The organism is Marinimicrobium sp. (assembly GCF_002695945.1).
Lineage (GTDB): Bacteria > Pseudomonadota > Gammaproteobacteria > Pseudomonadales > Cellvibrionaceae > Marinimicrobium > Marinimicrobium koreense.
The window spans coordinates 27,791-45,778 of the sequence record NZ_NZQP01000037.1 but is presented as its reverse complement, the minus strand read 5'-3'; the positions used below and the strand labels follow the sequence as shown (position 1 = coordinate 45,778).

Below are 17,988 nucleotides of genomic sequence, written 5' to 3'. Positions count from 1 at the left end.
AAAAAACCGCAAAGAGCGCCCATAAGGCGCTCTTTGCGGTTTAACCACGATACTGCAACCGCGTTCAGTCGCCCTTGGCTACCTTCGCTGGCGCCTCGCTCTGCTCATAGACCAGCAGGGGTTCCGACTCGCCTTTAATAACAGAGTCATCGACAATGACTTTCACGACACCTTCTTCGGAGGGAATCTTGTACATGGTGTCCAGCAGTACCGCCTCCATGATGGAGCGCAGCCCTCGAGCACCGGTCTTGCGGTCCATGGCTTTCTGGGCCACCGCCTCAAGCGCGTCACGGCGGAAATCAATGTCAACCCCTTCCATTTCAAACAGTCGCTGGTACTGCTTGGTCAGGGAGTTCTTGGGTTCGGTCAGAATCTGAACCAACGCCTCTTTGTCGAGCTCATCGAGGGTGGCAATGACCGGCAGACGACCGACGAACTCGGGAATCAGACCGTACTGAACCAGATCCTCAGGCTCGAGTTGATGCAGGATTTCGCCAAACTTGCGCTTGTCGTCCTTGCTTTTGACTTCCGCTCCAAAACCGATTCCACCTTTCTCAGAGCGGTCGCGAATCACCTTGTCCAACCCGGCAAAGGCACCACCACAGATGAACAGGATATTTTTGGTGTCAACCTGCAGGAACTCCTGCTGTGGGTGCTTACGCCCACCCTGCGGCGGTACGGAAGCCACCGTACCTTCAATCAATTTGAGCAGCGCCTGTTGAACGCCCTCCCCTGACACATCACGGGTGATCGAGGGGTTATCTGACTTGCGGGAAATCTTGTCGATTTCATCGATGTAGACAATACCCTGCTGGGCCTTGTCGACGTCGTAATCACATTTCTGCAACAGCTTCTGGATGATGTTTTCGACGTCTTCGCCCACGTAACCAGCCTCGGTCAACGTGGTCGCATCCGCAATGGTAAAGGGAACATCGAGAAGGCGTGCCAGCGTTTCTGCCAGCAGCGTTTTACCACTACCGGTCGGCCCCACCAGCAGAATATTACTCTTGCCGAGCTCGATCGGGTCCTTGCCCTTGTCGCCAACCCGCAGACGCTTGTAGTGGTTGTACACCGCCACAGCCAACACTTTCTTGGCACGCTTCTGGCCAATGACGTACTCATCCAGAATCGACGAGATTTCACTCGGCGTGGGCAGGTGTTCAGAGGGGCCTTCGGCCGCCGCTTCCTGAATCTCCTCGCGGATGATGTCATTACACAGATCGACACACTCGTCGCAGATGAACACCGAGGGACCGGCGATCAGCTTGCGCACTTCGTGCTGGCTCTTACCGCAGAACGAGCAATACAGCAGTTTGCCGTTCTTGTCGCCACTGTCTTTGGTGTGATCGGTCATTAAACCACTCCGTCTTAAACGCTTATAGGGGTAAAGATGCAACCTTTTACCCGGAATTTCAAGCTGGATTCGCCTGTTCGGCCTCCAGACTCAATGAAGTATACGCGCCGGGCACCGTTTGGATGCCCGGGCGTGCTGGCGTCAGCTTATTCAGCGCCTCCGCGGCGGCTGACCACGCTGTCCACCAGACCGTATTCGACCGACTTCTGGGCACTCATGAAGTTGTCCCGCTCGGTATCCAGCGCAATCTTCTCCACCGACTGACCGGTGTGATGGGCCATCAGCTCATTCAGACGCTCGCGGATACTCAGAATCTCCCGAGCCTGAATGTGGATGTCCGACGCCTGACCCTGGGCTCCACCACTGGGCTGGTGGATCATGACCCGGGAGTTGGGCAGACAGAACCGCTTGCCCTTCGCGCCGGCGGTCAGCAGGAATGCGCCCATGCTGCACGCCTGGCCGATGCACATGGTGCTGACATCGGGCTTGATGAACTGCATGGTGTCATAAATGGCCATACCAGCGGTCACCGAGCCACCGGGAGAGTTAATGTAGAGGTGAATATCCTTGTCGGGGTTCTCGGCTTCCAGGAACAGGAGCTGAGCCACCACCAGGTTCGCCATATAGTCTTCGACCTGTCCCACCAGAAAGATCACCCGCTCTTTGAGCAGGCGGGAATAGATATCGTAGGAGCGCTCTCCACGGGCGGTCTGCTCCACCACCATGGGAATCAAGCCGGATGCCATAACGTCAGGTACCTGTTTGGAGAATTCGTTCGACATAAAAACCGTATGTCCTTCTATTGACTACCGCGGCTCGACTGGACGGAACCGCTGAAAATGGTAGGGAAAGCTTAACCTGAGAAACGCTGATATGCCAGCATAAGGAGACTTCGGCGGGGAGAATGGCCACAAACTGTCCAGTTTGTGGCCATTTTGTACAATTATTGCTGCTTTTGACGGGTAACGATGTCGTCGTAACTGCTGGACTCATCGGTCACTTTGGCTTTATCCAGGATAAAGTCCACCACCTGGTCTTCCAGGGCCGCCGACTCAACACTGGACAGCAACTGACGGTTCTCGTAGTAGTAATTGACGACCGCCTCGGGCTCCTCGTACGTAGAGGCCAGCTCTTCCACCATTTCACGGACGCGATCGGCATCCACTTTGATCTGGTTTTCCTTGACGATTTCACCCACGACCAAGCCCAGGGCGACGCGGCGCTCCGCATCTTCCTGGAACATGGTGTCCGGGAGCAAAGATTTGACGTCAAAGTTCTGCTGCTGACCACCGAAGCGCTGCATCATCTGCTGACGCAGGGTTTCGATTTCACTGCTGACCAGAGCCTTGGGCAGGTCGGGCTTATGGGTTTCCAGCAGCGCGTCCATGACCTGGTTCTTGGTCTTGGCCTTGATGGCGTTCTTGAGCTCGCGGGCCATATTGGCCTTCACTTCCTTGCGGAACTGAGGCTTACCGCCCTTCTCGACGCCGAACTTGGCGTAGAAATCTTTATCCAGCTCGGGCAGCTCTTTCTCGGAAACGCTGTTGACGGTCACCTTGAACTCAACCGCGGCGCCGCGGAGCTCTTCCGCCTGATAGTCTTCCGGAAAGGTCAGCTCGAGGGTTTTCTCGTCACCGGCCTTCAGACCAACCAGGCCGTCTTCAAAGCCGGGAATCATGGAGCCGGAACCCAGCACCAGATTCTGTCCTTCCGCACTGCCACCCTCGAAGGCTTCACCATCGCGGGTGCCGACGAAATCGATATTGACCTGGTCGCCGTCTTGGGCGGCCCGATCCACTTCTTTCCAGCTGGCCTGGTGCTCACGCAGCACATCGATCATATTGTCGACGTCTTCTGCCGTCACATCTGCCTTGTAGCGAGTCACTTCAATTTTGGAGAAGTCGCCCAGCTCAACGGAGGGGTACACCTCAAAGGTGGCCACATACTCCAGGTCCTTGCCCTCTTCGAACTGCTTGGGCTCGATGGACGGCTGACCCGCCGGCTTGACGTCTTCTTTACGCACGGCTTCATAGAAGCTGCGGTTGATGACATCACCCAGCACTTCCTGACGAACACCGTCGCCATAGCGCTGCTTGACCACTTTCATGGGTACTTTGCCCTTGCGGAAGCCGTTGATACGAATGTTCTTGGCAGCCTGCTGCAAGCGCTTCTGCACTTCGCTATCGACTTCTGCGGCGGGGACTCCCACCGTCAGGCGACGCTCCAGACCGGACGTTGTCTCTATGGAAACCTGCATTCTCTTCCTCTATACGCTATTCGCATCGGGGGGCCAATGCCGTTAAGGGTGACTCATGAATGATCTTAAATTGGTGCGGTCGGAGAGACTCGAACTCTCACACCTCTCGGCACCAGAACCTAAATCTGGCGTGTCTACCAATTCCACCACGACCGCTTTCACTGCCGACGCACCTGGCTTGCGGCGCGACAGGCAAACTTCACAGAACCGCCAAGCCACTGATTTTTATGAATTTTTAACAAAAATCAGCCCTTCGGCCGGCGTGAAGGCAGGAGATTGTGCCACAAGCCCCGGAAGGGTTCAATAAGCGCGCTCAGAGCTGCTCGATGCGGTAACCCGCCTGGCGGAGGTTATCGACCAGACCATCGGGACCAATCAGGTGACCAATACCGACCACCAGAAATACCCGTTGCTGGGCGGAGAGGTAGGATTCCACGGCACTGGCCATGGCTTCATTGCGGGTTTTGAACACTCGCTGATAGAGGGTGCGACTGAAATGATCCTCGCGATCAAACGCCCCGAGGATGACCGACTCCAGGTCCGAGCGATCCCCTTCCCGCCAGGCCCGCGCCATTCTCCGCAACTGCGGCCCGGTGGCCTCGAGGTCCTCCAGAGTATGCTCCAGAAAAGCGCTCTGCTCCACTTCCGTCATACCGGCAAACAGGGACAATTGCTGCTCCAGGGTTTCAAGAGGCTCTACCGGCTTGTCCCCCCGGGCCAGATCGAGAAAGTAGCGGTCGACGCCCTGCCCGGCTCGGTAATCGCTGCGGGCCACCTGAAGATTGACCAGTTGCAGCGCCGCCAACCAGGGCCGCAGATGCACAATGGACTCGGTCTGCAGGCCCAACCGCTGACTGGCCTGACTCAACTGCTCCCACAGTGCCGGCGCGATGCGCTCGGACAGTTGAACGCCAGAGGGATAGCGCCCCATTCGCGCCAGAGTGGCGTGCATACGGTCGGGGCCGACCTGGGAGACATCGAGTTCGACCGCGAGCAGATCCGAGTCGCGGTAGGCATCGAGCACTTTATCGGGGAGAGGAAAAAAGCTGTCATCGCCGAAGTGCAGCGCTCCGAAGAGGTACACGGGCTCCGGCTGATCCGGGTGCTGAACCCGCCACAGGAGAGGGCGTGAAGGAGCCTCAACCATGGCCATTGGGCTCGCTTCGGTAAGCGCGTCGTGAATGCGGGCCCTCTCGGCCTGCAGCGCTCCCGACCAGAGCGTCGCGACGAACAGGAGCATTAGCGACGCCAACGCACTCCGCAGCCCTTCGAAGAAGGGACGGGCGCCGCTCAGCCTGTTCGCGGGTGCCAGAGCACCGAATCTATTGACCACCAAACGCACTCCGCCGTCATCAGAGAGTCACAATGACGACGGAGTCTAGCAGAACCTGCACGAAAATCGACCCCTTTAGAGGGCGCTCAATTGATTCGCTCAATTACGGTGCTAATCCCCTGCCCCAGACCGATGCACATGGTGGCCACGCCCAAGGTCATATCCTGCTCCGTCATGGCGGTGAGCAGAGAGCCGGTGATGCGGGTGCCGGAGCAACCAAAGGGGTGCCCCAGGGCGATGGCACCACCATTGAGGTTCACCCGCTGATCCATATCGTCCAGCAGTTGAAGATCCTTGAGCACGGGCAGCGCCTGAGCGGCGAACGCTTCATTGAGCTCCACGCACTCCACGTCTTCCATGGTCAGATTGGCGCTGTCCAGCGCCTTTTGGGTGGCCGGAACCGGCCCGTACCCCATGATGGAAGGGTCCACGCCCGCCAGCCCCATAGACACCACCCGGGCCAGCGGCTTGAGCCCCAGAGCCTGGGCCCGCTCCGCGGACATGACCACCATGGCCGAGGCGCCGTCGGACAGTTGCGACGAAGTGCCAGCCGTGACCTGACCATTCTTGGGATCGAACACCGGGCGCAACTGCGCCAGCCCCTCTACGGTGGTGTCCGGACGAATCGTCTCGTCTTCCGCCACCATGATCGGAAAGCCCTCTTCAGTGTGCCCCGCCACGGGGACAATTTCCCGGGTAAAGCTTCCACGCGCCCGGGCGGCCGCCGCCCGCTGATGCGAGCGGGCGCCAAACTCATCCATCTGCGAGCGGGTGATGCCGTGAAGGCGCGCCAGGTATTCGGCGGTAACGCCCATATTTCCCGCCGCCTTGGCCACCGAAAGCCCTAACAGAGGGTTCGGATCAATGGCCTCGTACATCGGCAGGTGCCCCAAGTGCTCTACCCCACCAATCAGGTAAACATCCCCCAGGCCGGCGCGTATATTGGCGGTCGCGGTATGCAGTGCCGCCATGGAAGAACCACACAGACGATTGACGGTTTGCGCCGGTACCGAGTGAGGCAAACCGGCCCGCAGCCAGATATTCCGGGCAATATTGAAGGCCTGCTCTTCGCGCTGCAGCACACAGCCCCAGATGAAGTCATCGACCGACGCCGGCTCCAGGGCCGGGTTGCGGGACAAGAGCGCCTGGATCAGACTGGCGGATATATCATCCGCCCGACTGAAACGGAAACAGCCGTTTTTGGACCGCCCCATGGCGCTGCGGGCGTAATCGACAATAACCGCGTCTCGGTGATGCAAGGTCATTGGGCACCTCCCTGAGAGGGAACAACAGGATAGAAAGGCTCGCCGCTCTCGATTCGGCGCAAAAGCCCATCGGGTAGATGGTACAGCGGGGTCAGGTCAGCCCAGGGTTCCGCCATGGCGCGGAAAGCGTCGAGGCCAACGGCATCGACCCAGCGCAGCGCTCCGCCACGAAAGGGAGGGAAGCCGGTTCCGTACACCATGGCCATATCGGCTTCGGCGGGCGAGGCGACAATCCCCTCATCGAGGCAACGAACCAGCTCGGTGACCATCGGCACCATCATTCGGGCCACAATGGCTTCATCCGACAGGTCGGTATTGTCCATCGGCTCCAGAGACTCCCGGGCCTGGGGGCTCGACTGTTTTTGCGGCCGCCCTTTGCGATCGTCACTGTAATCGTAAAAACCGCCCGCGCTCTTCTGCCCCAACCGCCCGCTGTCAAACAGCACTTCGGTACAGGAGGTGAAATCGCGCTGAAGTCGATCCGGATAGGCGTCGGCCATCACCTGCTCGGCGTGAATGGCCGTATCCAGTCCCACCACATCCAGCAGATAGGCGGGCCCCATCGGCCAACCCCAGCGCTCCATGACCCGATCAATCCGCTCGTAATCGACGCCGTCGCGCACCAGTAGCGCGAAACCCGCGAAATAGGGGAACAGCACGCGATTGACCAGAAAACCCGGACAATCATTGACCACAACGGGTTTTTTGCCCAACTGATTGGCATAGGCGACCGTTCGGGCAATGGCCCGATCGGAGGTTTTCTCACCCCGGATGATCTCCACTAACGGCATGGCATGCACGGGATTGAAAAAGTGCATCCCACAGAAATTCTCTGGCCGGCTCAGCGCTTCGGCCAGCGTGGTGATGGAAATGGTCGATGTATTCGAGGCCAGGATGGTGGACTCGGCCACCGCCCGCTCCGTTTCGGCGAGCACCGACTGTTTGACTTTGGTATTTTCCACGACCGCTTCGACCACCATATCCACATCGTCGAATCCGTCGTACCCCAGGGTCGGCTCAATCCGGTTCAGCGCCTCGCCCATGGCACTGGCGGTCATGCGACCTTTCTCGACACGCTTGACCAACAGCCGGTTGGCTTCTTCCAGCCCCTGCTCCAAGCCTTTGCGGGCGATGTCTTTCATTTTGATCGGCACCCCCTTGAGTGCCGACTGGTAGGCAATGCCGCCGCCCATGATCCCGGCGCCCAGGACCGCCGCGCGCGAGACACCCTGTTTGTCCTCGGCCTGCCAGCGCTTGGCGTTTCGAGCCAACAACTGATCATTGATAAAGATACCCACCAGAGCCTGGGCCACGGTTGTGGTCGCCAGGCGGGCAAAGGTGTCGGCCTCGATTGCCAGTGCCGCCTCACGGCCCTCGCCCGCCGCTTTTTCCATAACCTCGATGGCCGCCACTGGCGCTGGGTAGTGGCGCCCCGCCTGGGCGGCCACCACGGCCTTTGCCGTTTCAAACGCCATGGCGGCTTCAATCCGATTGTGCTTGAGAGGCGCGGTTTTGGCGGCTCGACGGGCGGCATAGTCAAACCGACCCTCATGACATTCTTTCAGGACATGCAAACCCGCCTCCCGCAGTTTGCCGCTCTCCACAACGGCGTCCACCACACCGGCTTTCAGCGCGGCTTTGCCATCCCACTGTCGGCCACTGGCAATCCACTCCGCAGCGGTATCCACGCCCACCAGCCGGGGCAACCGGACCGTGCCACCCCACCCCGGGATAATGCCCAACTGGGTTTCGGGAAGTCCGATCCGGGCCGAGGGCGTCATTACCCGATAATCGCAGGCCAGACACAGCTCCAGGCCACCGCCCAGCGCATAGCCGTCAATCGTTATGGCCACGGGAACCGGGAGATCTTCGAGGCGATTGAAGTTGCGGTTGTTGCTCGCCAGATAATCCTTCACGGCCTGCTCGCCGGAGGCAAAAAATCCCTGGAACTCGCCGATATCCGCACCGACCATCAGTGCCGGCTTGGCGCTGCTGATCAACAGCCCTTTCAACTCCGAGGGCGTCGCCGCGGCAAGCGCATCAAGCGCTTCGCTTAATTCAACAACGGTCTGCCGGCCGAATTTGTTGACCGACTCACCTTGCAGATCGAACACCAGCTCGGCGATACCGTCATCGAGCATGACAAGCTTCAATGTGTGTCCCTGATACATACCTACAGTCTCTATTGGTCGTGGTCGAAAGGTGTGGTCGGAGTCAACGGCACTGGACAATCCGCCCCGCGGGCCACTACCGCGATGGCCGGCACCGAGCCGGTATTGCGCACACGGAACCACTGCCCCTGGGGCAGTTGGCAGCCATCGCCCTCGTTCAAAGTGTAGCAGCGAACCCCCAGAGTCAACTCTAGACGGCCCGACAGCAACCAACCGGATCGCGCTGAGGACAGTTGCCAGGGCTCGGCCCCCGTGTCTGCGCCGGGAGCAAACTGCAGGCGTTCAAGTGACAGGGAGTGACAGTCAGATCGGGGGAAGCGCTCTATCACCAACCCCAACTCGGGGTGTTCTGAGCGAATCACCTGATCGCGGGTCAGGACGATGCCCAAGGGGGCTCGGGTGTCCAATGCGAAAAATTGCGCCAGAGAGAGGGGGATGGCGTCGAGCAGCTTTGCCAGAGACCCCACCGAAGGGCTGATCTGGCCCTGTTCGATCAGGGAAATATTGCTGTTGGTCACACCGGCGCGACGGGCCAATTCGCGCTGGGACAGCCCGTTCAGCTCCCGCACCAGGCGAAGCCTTTCTCCCAGCGCGATAGCTTCGGGGTCACGATCCGTCTGACTCACTCTACCACCCTGCCCGGAATGTGACGGTCAGCGACCGAGGAGCCGTTGCTGGTCGGCCGGAGGGAGGTTTTCGACGACTCGTTCGTAGGAGTGATCGATCAGTTCCAGGATCAGATCCTCGGGCACACTGCCATCCAGAATCACACTATTCCAGTGGACTTTATTCATACGATGACCCGGCTGAATGGCCGGATAGGTATCCCGAAGTTCCTGGGCCCGATTCGGCTCACACTTCAGGTTGATGTAAGGCACGCCATCTTCTCCCTCGGCGAGGGTCGCAAACAGTTTATGGCACACTTTGAAAGACGCCACGCCCGGTCCTGCCGGTTGCAGTTCTACCGCTTCAGGTTTCGCCAATATGCTGGCCTTAGCACTTTCGTAATCCATTGATTTTGCCTCACACAAGGTAGTCGGTTAATTTTACAAAACCATAGTCTAACAGCTTAAAAGGAGGTTCGGCGATAATCACGATACTCCGGTTCCCAGAAGTTGCTCGCAATTTTCTGATCCATTACCTCCTCCGGTACCGGCATGGCAACACCGTCTTCAACCGCCTGCCGGAAGACCGCCCGGGCAATCACCTGGCTCACCGAGCGGATCTCACCCAGCGGAGGCAGCAGTGCTCCCTGGCCGGTTTTTACCATCGGAGAACTCTCGGCCAATGCCCGACTGGCCGCGACCATCATATTGTCGGTAATCCGTGACGCTTTTGCGGCCACAACCCCCAGCCCGACCCCGGGAAAGATGTAGCTGTTATTGCACTGGGCAATCTCGTGACGCTGCCCCGCCATATCCACCGGCTTGAAGGGACTGCCAGTCGCAACGATAGCCTTGCCGCTGGTCCAGCGGAGAATATCTACCGGCTGGGCTTCCACCTGGGAGGTCGGGTTCGACAGCGGTAGCACCACCGGCCGCTCACAATGAGCCTGCATGGCTTCAATAACCGCCTTGGTAAACAGCCCCGGCTGACCGGACACACCGACCAGCACCGTCGGGTTGGCGTTGCGTACCACATCCAACAGACTGATCTGGTCGGGATTTTTGCTATTGGACAGATCCCAATCGGCGACCTGCTCATCCGGAACGCACAGCGGCTTCTGGAAGCTGCGCACATTCTCCGACCCCGAGCGCAACAGACCGGAACGGTTCAGCATGTAGATCCGACCACGGGCCTGCGCCTCGCTCAAACCTTCCTGCATCATCAGGACAATGATCTGTTCCGCGATCCCGCACCCGGCGGAGCCAGCACCGGCAAACACAAACGTCTGCTTGGCAAGGGACTCGCCCTTGGCCTTACAGGCCGCCAGTAGCGTGCCCACGGTCACCGACGCGGTGCCCTGGATATCATCGTTGAAACAGCAGATTCGGTCCTTGTAATGCTCGAGCAACGGCGTCGCGTTGCCCTGGGCAAAATCCTCGAACTGGATCAGGGCATCGGGCCAGCGCACGCGCGCCGCTTCGATAAATTGATCCACAAACGCATAGTACTCATCGCCGGTGATGCGCTCGTGACGCCATCCCATGTACATGGGGTCGTTGATCAGGGACTGATTATTACAGCCCACATCCAGAACAACCGGCAAGGTGTAGGCCGGACTGATACCACCGCAGGCGGTATAAAGTGCCAACTTGCCGATCGGAATCCCCATTCCACCAATACCCTGATCGCCCAGGCCGAGGATACGCTCACCGTCGGTGACCACGATCACTTTGACCTTCTGCTTGGTGGCATTTTGCAGCATGTCATCCATGCGCTCCCGGTCGGGATAAGTGATGAACAGGCCGCGCTTGCGGCGATAGATTTTGGAAAATTGCTGACAGGCCTGGCCCACCGTCGGCGTGTAAATCAGCGGCATCACCTCTTCCAGGTGATCCACGACCAACCGAAAATACAATGTCTCGTTGGTATCCTGAATATTGCGCAGGTAAATGTGCTTGTCAATGTCGTTATGAAACGAGCACAATTGCTCGTAGGCGCGCGCCTTTTGCTCTTCAATCGTTTCAATACTGTAGGGCAGCAGACCTTCCAGATTGAAGTGTTGACGTTCCTGGGTGCTGAAGGCGCTACCCTTGTTTAACAGTGGGGCTTCCAACAAAGCCGGACCCGCGAACGGAAGATAAATGGGGCGTTTTTTCACCATGACACCTGCAACGATTATCAAAGAAACAAATGTTAACACAGACCCGGACACGGAGCAGGCCACCGCTTGCACAACCAGGACGGGTCTCGGCCTTAAGGTACTTTTGACCGGATCCCTGGTGGTCACTCTGACCGCCTGTCAGGGAGGGTCCGCGAACGAGCAGCCGGCCCCGGCACTACCGGAAGATCTGACCACGTGCCCGCAAGAGCGACCCGACGTCTGCACCCAGCAGTATGATCCGGTTTGCGGCTATTTCCAGCTTGCTCCAAAAGACGACGGGGTGACATCAAGCAAAGAGTGGGCGACAGAAACGTCGGCGGGCGCCGGTCAGAAACGCACGTTCGGCAATGCCTGTAGCGCGTGTGCGAAAGACGGGGTGATCGGTTTCGTAGAAGGAGAGTGCCGCTCGCCGTCGTCTGAGTGACTCAGCGATCGGCGGCGCTATCGTCGAGCAGGTTTTCAATAACCCGCACCATATTGTCATTGGCGCTTTTCTGTGCGCGGGCGCTCGTGGTTTTGAGTGCGTTGACTTTCCAGCGAGCCAAAAACCCCTGCACGCCAAACACCCACATCTGGGCCGAGACCCGAGTGCCCTCTTCACAGGCCGAGCAGGTCAATGCGACTCGGGCCCGATCCCAGGGCATTGGCCCTTCTTTGGCAGAAAGAGGTGTATCGTTCTCAAGAGCGGTGTACTGATAGTCGTAAACCAGACGCTCCGGCGAGCACACTTCGATCAGCTCCAACCGGGTACGATATGCATAATCGGCCTCGGGCACACTGATCCAGTACACCTTGCCCGGCGCGATGGAGCTGTCGTCGGTTGTAAGATGCGCACCATAAAATTCGGGCAGCTGCATCAGATAGCGTTGGAAGTCGCTGAGACAGGAAAACACGTCGGTCAGTGGCCGCCGAATCAGATACTCGGTATCAAAAAAAAGCATTGCGCTCGCCCTGCCCTCAGGGCTGTCGAGTCGCGCGCAGCAACTCGGTACCGTCGGCATCTTTCAGAACCAACACATCGGACCCGGTCAACTGGACGGCGATGGCCTGAGGCAAGAGTTCAAACATCCGCGCCTCCTGTGCCATCACCGGCGCAGCGCAAGCCATCCGGGTGCTGCCCAGAGACGAGTCGATACGCAGCCCGGATTCGTCGTACTGATAGACACCAAAGAAGCGATTGCAGCCACCGTTTCCGGTAAGCCGCGGCGGCTCAGAAAACTCGACAAACGCATGACTCGAGGAGTCCAGATCATCACCGCTCAGCGCCACGACCCGCCAGCTGCCCTGAAACTCCGACAGCGCTGGGCCCGTCTGCTGTTCAGCCGGCGTGCGAAATGACTGGCAGGCAGTGACGGATGACAACGCCAGCGCCATCAATGCCAGCGTTTTGAAGGCGCGCATTGTCCGGCGCATCAGCGACGGAACCCCGGGGGCAACTGGCCGCCGCCGGCACCGGGCATACCGCCGCCACCGCCCATCATGCCACCCATGCCGCGCATCATCTTGTTCATGCCGCCGCCTTTCATTTTTTTCATCATTTTGGACATCTGCTTATACTGCTTCAGCAACCGGTTGAGGTCCTGAATCTGGGTGCCCGACCCCATGGTGATCCGACGCTTGCGAGAGCCGCTGAGCAGGTCCGGATTGCGGCGCTCGAAGGGCGTCATGGAATCGATGATGGTTTCCATGACTTTGAACTGGGAGGTCAGGTTATTCTGTTGCGCCAGCTGGGCCATATTGCCCATGCCGGGCAGCTTCTCCATCATGGAGCCCAGGCCACCCATGCTCTGCATCTGCTGGAGCTGATCCCGCAAATCTTCCAGGTCGAAACGCTGACCCTTTTTGACCTTTTTGACCAGCTTGTCCGCCTTGTCCTTATCAATTTTCTGCTCGGCCTGTTCGATCAGCGACATCAGGTCGCCCATGCCGAGAATACGCGAGGCAATACGGTCCGGGTGGAACGGCTCGAGCGCATCCACTTTCTCACCCGTGCCGAGGAACTTGATCGGTTTGCCGGTTACCTGACGGACCGAGAGCGCTGCACCGCCGCGCGCATCGCCGTCGGCTTTGGTCAGCACCACACCCGTCAATGGCAGCGCCTCATTGAACGCCTTGGCCGTGTTGACCGCATCCTGACCGATCATGGCGTCGATCACAAAGAGGGTCTCGGCCGGATTGACGGCCTTGTGCAACGCCTGAATCTCTTCCATCAGGGTATCGTCAATATGCAACCGGCCCGCGGTGTCAACAATGACCACGTCCGCGAACTGCTTGCGCGCGTGTGCGATCGCGGCATCGGCAATCGCCACCGGCTTCTGTTCGGCGGTGGAGGGGAAAAAGTCCACGCCCACTTCTTCGGCCAGGGTTTCCAACTGCTTGATGGCCGCGGGACGGTAAACGTCGGCACTGACCACCAGCACCTTTTTCTTTTCCCGCTCTTTGAGGTAGCGAGCCAGCTTGGCCACAGAGGTGGTTTTACCGGCCCCCTGAAGGCCCGCCATCAGGATCACCGCCGGAGGCTTGACCGCCAGATCGAGAGTCTCGTTGGCAGCCCCCATCACGGACACCAGCTCTTCCTGGACGATCTTCAGGAATTGCTCGCCCGGGTTGAGCGCCTTGCTGATTTGCTGTCCCAGCGCCTTGCTACGGACCTGGGCGACGAAGGTCTTCACAACCGGCAGCGCAACATCCGCCTCCAACAGCGCTTTGCGCACCTCCCGCAGGGTGTCTTTGATATTATCTTCGGTCAGCCGGGCCTTGCCGGTCACCCGGCGCAGACTATCGGATAAGCGATCACTCAGCGTATTGAACATGGTTACTCTCGACAGCAGATCAATGATGGGCGCGATTATACCCCCAAAGGTGGGGCCCGGGTCCAGCCGATGGGGCCGACGAGGCCCAGCCCCCGGCTGACGGGAGAATGAGAAGCCTTCCGCTTCTCTTTGACGACACCTTGTGACACACTGCTACCCACCGGAAACCACTGGATATCAACGCTCATACGAGGACGCCCCCTGACTATGACCACCCTGCTCCTCAACAGCCTGGCGGCGGCACTGTACCTGCTCACCGGAGCCTATCTGATCTGGACCCTGCTTCAGGGCCGGGAGCCCCACCGCCGCCACCTGCTTATTGCGGTCGCCGTGGCACTGGTCGTCCATGGCATCGGGGTTTATCAACTGGTCGCGCTACCACGGGCTATCGAACTGGGCTTTTTCCGGGTCTCCTCGCTACTGTTCTGGGTCATCAACGCCGTGGTCCTGCTGAGCAGCCTGCGCAAACCCCTGCACAATCTGTTCATTCTGCTATTGCCGCTGTCCGCCCTGGGCATCATCGCCTCGTTACTGGGGCGCAATGCGTCGGGGCACCCACTGGTGCTCGATTACACCCTGGCCAGTCATGTGCTCCTGTCGATTCTGGCCTACAGCCTTCTGACCATCGCCACCCTGCAGGCGCTGCTTCTGGCCTGGCAGAATCACCAACTGAAGCACCGCCACCCCACCGGCCGGGTGCGCCTGCTCCCGCCGCTGCAGACCATGGAGGCCCTGCTGTTCGAGTTGCTCTGGGCCGGTCACCTGGCGCTGACCCTGTCGATCATTTCCGGCTTTGTGTTTCTTGACGACCTCTTTGCCCAGCACCTGGCCCACAAGACGGTGTTCTCACTCGCCGCCTGGGTCATCTACAGCGTGCTACTTGGAGGCCGTCACTACCTGGGCTGGCGGGGCTATACCGCCATCCGCTGGACGCTGGGCGGCTTTCTGCTGCTGATGCTGGCGTATTTTGGTAGCAAGTTGGTGTTGGAGCTGATTCTCGGGGCCGTCTGACTATTGATTCGGGGGGAGTTCTGCTTCAAGATACCCGGCCTCGCAGCAGAATGGGCATAAGTCGCCTTGAACGAAGCACCGCTAGAAATACTGTTTGCCGCGCTCATCGGACTGTTGGTCCTCTCCGCGTTCTTCTCCAGCTCGGAAACCGGGATGATGTCCATCAACCGGTACCGCCTGAAGCACCTGACCAAAAAAGGTGATCATCGGGCGATTCGCGTGACTGGCCTTCTGAAGACTCCCGACAAGTTGATCGGCCTGATTCTGATCGGCAACAACCTGGTCAATATTTTTGCCGCCTCCATCGCCACCGTCATCGGTGTTCGCCTCTACGGCGATGCCGGTATTGCCGCTGCGGGCCTGATCCTGACCTTTGTCATGCTGGTGTTTGCGGAAGTCACACCCAAGACCCTCGCCGCCCTGTATCCCGAGCGTTTCGCCTTTTTTTCCAGCTGGTTCCTCAAGCCTCTGTCTGTGGTGCTCGCGCCCGCCGTCTATCTGGTGAACGGCATCTCCAAGAGCATTTCGCGGGTATTCGGCATCCATAAAGCGCACAGCGGCGTGGAGCATCTCAACCCCGAGGAGTTGAGAACCGTGGTCGATGAAGCCGGAGACCTGATCCCCGATCAGCATCAGGGGATGCTCTTGAATATTCTCGACCTGGAAAAGTCCACGGTTGAAGACATCATGATCCCCCGCAACGAGGTCGAAGGCCTGGACCTGACGCTACCCGTGGCCGACCTGCTGGAACAGATTCGCACCAGTGAGTACACCCGCCTGCCCCTGTTTGAAGGGGACATCAATAACGTGGTCGGTATTCTGCACCTGCGCAATGCGGCCCGCTTCATTCGCGGTACGGATGACAGTGTCACTCTCGATGATATTCGCCAGTTTGCGAACGAGCCCTATTTCGTCCCGGAAGCAACACCGTTGCACACCCAACTGCTGAACTTCCAGCAACAGAAGTGCCGCATGGCATTAGTGGTTGACGAGTACGGCGAGGTACAGGGACTGGTGACGCTGGAGGATCTTCTGGAGGAAATCGTCGGCGACTTCACCACCAATTCCGCCGAGGAATCCGATGAGGATATTCAGCCCCAGGATGACGGCACCTACCTGATTGACGGCGGCACTTTCATTCGGGACATCAATCGCGCTTTGGATTGGGACTTACCGCAGGACGGACCCAAGACGCTGAACGGTCTGGCGATGGAATACCTTGAAAGTATTCCGGACGCGCATATCGGCTTTGCGATTGACGGTTACCAGTTTGAGACCCGGGAACTGACGGACAAAATGATTTCCTGGCTTCGGGTCAAGCGCGTCCCCGCCACCAACTGACCACGCACTAGCGCTGGCGGCGCTCCCGCCAGCGGCGCACCCTGAACAGCACAAAGCCCAGGATGGCCGCGGCAATAATCAGCCCCGCCAGTAGAACCGCTGCCACCCACAGCGTGTTGGCCAGGTCCTGCAGACTCACCCCCCATCCGTACACCGCCAACGCCAGAAACGCGGCGCAGGCCAGAAGGCTGACCCACAGGGTGCGGTACCGACGGTAGGTGGCTCGAAAAGACTTCATAGTTTACCTCTGCTGGCGCTTCGTTCCGGACGATGGGACAGGACTTATTCCCGGCGCCATTGGGTTCCACTGGGTGAGTCCAGAAGCACCACTCCCTGCGCCTGAAGCTGGTCGCGGATTTCATCCGCCCGGGCAAAATTCTTCGCCTTCTTGGCATCAGCACGCTCGGCAATCAGCGCTTCAACCTGCTCGGCACCGATCGCATCGGCACCACCGGCCTGTAGAAACCGATCCGGCTGATCCTGCAGCAGTCCGAACACAGCGCCCAGCGCCTTCAGCTCGGCGGCCATGGCCCGCGCCTTGTCGGAGTCGGACTCACTGTTCAGATCGCGAACCAGATCGTACATGACGGCTAACGCCAGGCGGGTGTTGAAATCATCGTTCATCGCCGAAACGAAGTCCCGATAATAAGCACTGCCTTCCAGATCCTCCATCGAGGCGGGCTCAACCTCCGCGTAATCACGCAGTGCGCCATAGAAGCGCTCCAGCCCGGTGCGCGCCTCGACCAGACTGTCCTCGGAATAATTGATCGGACTGCGGTAGTGACTGCCAATCAACAGATAGCGGACCACCTCCGGGTGATACTTCTCCAGCACATCGCGGATGGTAAAGAAGTTGCCCAGGGACTTGGACATTTTTTCACCGTCCACCCGTAAGGCACCGGCATGAATCCAGTAATTCACGTAGTGGCAACCGTTGGCGGCTTCGCTTTGGGCGATTTCATTTTCGTGGTGCGGAAACGGCAGATCGGGGCCACCGCCGTGAATATCGAAATGCTCACCCAGGCAGTGTTTACTCATGGCTGAGCACTCAATATGCCAGCCCGGACGACCTCGCCCCCAGGGTGAATCCCATCCGGCCTCATCGGCCTCGGCGTGTTTCCACAGAGCAAAATCACGCGGGTCTTCTTTGGCCTCATCCACATCAATGCGGGCACCGGCGAGCAGCTCGTCGGGATTCTTGTTGCTCAGCCGCCCGTAGTCCTTGAATCGGCTCACCCGATAATAGACATCACCGTTGCTCGCCGCGTAAGCAAAATCCTTGTCAATCAGGGTCTGCACCATGGCGAGAATATCGTCGATATGAGCGGTTGCCCGTGGCTCGACATCGGGAGGAACAATACCCAGCTTGGCCTCGTCTTCGTGAGCGGCATCGATGAACCGGGAGGTAAGACTCTGATAGGGCTCACCGTTCTCCTCCGCCCGCCGCAATATCTTGTCATCGATATCGGTCAGATTGCGGACGTAGGTCAGATCCCAACCCTGACTGCGCAGAAAGCGGGCAATCACATCAAACACCACCAGCACACGAGCGTGCCCGAGGTGGCAGTAGTCATACACCGTCACCCCACAGACATACATGGAAATTTTGCCCGGCTGAATGGGTTGAAAGGCTTCTTTCTGTCGCGTCAGCGTGTTGTACAGATGCAGAGTCATAG

Annotated in this window: 16 protein-coding genes and 1 tRNA gene; 2 read left to right on the top strand and 15 right to left on the bottom strand. The window is 59.0% G+C overall.

What is annotated here, in order from left to right; translation table 11 throughout:
* Positions 1 to 64: 64 nt before the first annotated feature.
* The 13 genes from clpX to ffh form a co-directional block, all read right to left on the bottom strand.
* On the bottom strand, positions 65 to 1,354 hold the full coding sequence (gene clpX, locus CMG77_RS08690) for an ATP-dependent Clp protease ATP-binding subunit ClpX (protein ID WP_123637408.1): 1,290 nt from the start codon (positions 1,352 to 1,354) through the stop codon (positions 65 to 67).
* Positions 1,355 to 1,500: 146 nt separating this feature from the next.
* A complete protein-coding gene (gene clpP, locus CMG77_RS08685; RefSeq protein WP_123637409.1) occupies positions 1,501 to 2,136 on the bottom strand; it encodes an ATP-dependent Clp endopeptidase proteolytic subunit ClpP in 636 nt (211 codons plus the stop codon).
* A 161-nt stretch (positions 2,137 to 2,297) separates the two neighbouring features.
* Positions 2,298 to 3,611 carry a trigger factor gene (gene tig, locus CMG77_RS08680; protein ID WP_024460231.1) on the bottom strand — a complete coding sequence of 438 codons (1,314 nt, stop codon included), beginning with the start codon at positions 3,609 to 3,611 and terminating at the stop codon, positions 2,298 to 2,300.
* A gap of 71 nt (positions 3,612 to 3,682) precedes the next feature.
* A tRNA-Leu gene (locus CMG77_RS08675) sits at positions 3,683 to 3,767 on the bottom strand.
* Between the two features lie 157 nt (positions 3,768 to 3,924).
* Positions 3,925 to 4,851 (bottom strand): TraB/GumN family protein, encoded by a 927-nt coding sequence (locus CMG77_RS08670; RefSeq protein WP_286806637.1) that lies wholly within the window; start codon positions 4,849 to 4,851, stop codon positions 3,925 to 3,927.
* Positions 4,852 to 5,030: 179 nt separating this feature from the next.
* Complete coding sequence (gene fadA / locus CMG77_RS08665; RefSeq protein WP_123637411.1) at positions 5,031 to 6,209, bottom strand: acetyl-CoA C-acyltransferase FadA; 1,179 nt, start codon at positions 6,207 to 6,209, stop codon at positions 5,031 to 5,033.
* Positions 6,206 to 8,380, bottom strand: a complete 2,175-nt coding sequence (fadB, locus tag CMG77_RS08660; RefSeq protein ID WP_286806633.1) for a fatty acid oxidation complex subunit alpha FadB — start codon at positions 8,378 to 8,380, stop codon at positions 6,206 to 6,208. Before fadB ends, fadA begins: the two co-directional genes overlap by 4 nt.
* An 11-nt stretch (positions 8,381 to 8,391) precedes the next feature.
* The gene (locus CMG77_RS08655; RefSeq protein ID WP_286806631.1) at positions 8,392 to 9,006 is read right to left on the bottom strand and encodes a helix-turn-helix domain-containing protein; all 615 of its coding nucleotides are present in this window, start codon (positions 9,004 to 9,006) and stop codon (positions 8,392 to 8,394) included.
* Between the two features lie 27 nt (positions 9,007 to 9,033).
* Positions 9,034 to 9,393: an MmcQ/YjbR family DNA-binding protein gene (locus tag CMG77_RS08650; RefSeq protein ID WP_123637414.1), complete on the bottom strand. Its 360-nt coding sequence runs from the start codon at positions 9,391 to 9,393 to the stop codon at positions 9,034 to 9,036.
* Between the two features lie 56 nt (positions 9,394 to 9,449).
* Positions 9,450 to 11,147: an NAD-dependent malic enzyme gene (locus tag CMG77_RS08645; protein WP_286806628.1), complete on the bottom strand. Its 1,698-nt coding sequence runs from the start codon at positions 11,145 to 11,147 to the stop codon at positions 9,450 to 9,452.
* Positions 11,148 to 11,572: 425 nt separating this feature from the next.
* Positions 11,573 to 12,088 (bottom strand): hypothetical protein, encoded by a 516-nt coding sequence (locus tag CMG77_RS08640; protein WP_123637416.1) that lies wholly within the window; start codon positions 12,086 to 12,088, stop codon positions 11,573 to 11,575.
* A gap of 16 nt (positions 12,089 to 12,104) precedes the next feature.
* Positions 12,105 to 12,548: an META domain-containing protein gene (locus CMG77_RS08635; RefSeq protein WP_286806625.1), complete on the bottom strand. Its 444-nt coding sequence runs from the start codon at positions 12,546 to 12,548 to the stop codon at positions 12,105 to 12,107.
* 11 nt (positions 12,549 to 12,559) lie between these two features.
* The gene (gene ffh / locus CMG77_RS08630; protein ID WP_286806623.1) at positions 12,560 to 13,960 is read right to left on the bottom strand and encodes a signal recognition particle protein; all 1,401 of its coding nucleotides are present in this window, start codon (positions 13,958 to 13,960) and stop codon (positions 12,560 to 12,562) included.
* 207 nt (positions 13,961 to 14,167) lie between these two features.
* On the opposite strand from ffh, the gene CMG77_RS08625 reads away from it, so the two are divergent.
* Positions 14,168 to 14,971 (top strand): cytochrome C assembly family protein, encoded by an 804-nt coding sequence (locus CMG77_RS08625; RefSeq protein ID WP_123637419.1) that lies wholly within the window; start codon positions 14,168 to 14,170, stop codon positions 14,969 to 14,971.
* 66 nt (positions 14,972 to 15,037) lie between these two features.
* The gene (locus CMG77_RS08620) at positions 15,038 to 16,312 is read left to right on the top strand and encodes an HlyC/CorC family transporter (RefSeq protein ID WP_024460243.1); all 1,275 of its coding nucleotides are present in this window, start codon (positions 15,038 to 15,040) and stop codon (positions 16,310 to 16,312) included.
* Between the two features lie 7 nt (positions 16,313 to 16,319).
* On the opposite strand, the gene CMG77_RS08615 is transcribed toward CMG77_RS08620, so the two are convergent.
* Together CMG77_RS08615 and cysS are read right to left on the bottom strand one after the other, a co-directional pair.
* Entirely contained in the window at positions 16,320 to 16,550 is a 231-nt protein-coding gene (locus CMG77_RS08615) for a hypothetical protein (protein ID WP_024460244.1), read from the bottom strand.
* A 44-nt stretch (positions 16,551 to 16,594) separates the two neighbouring features.
* Positions 16,595 to 17,986 carry a cysteine--tRNA ligase gene (gene cysS / locus CMG77_RS08610; RefSeq protein WP_286806618.1) on the bottom strand — a complete coding sequence of 464 codons (1,392 nt, stop codon included), beginning with the start codon at positions 17,984 to 17,986 and terminating at the stop codon, positions 16,595 to 16,597.
* Between the last annotated feature and the right edge of the window lie 2 nt (positions 17,987 to 17,988).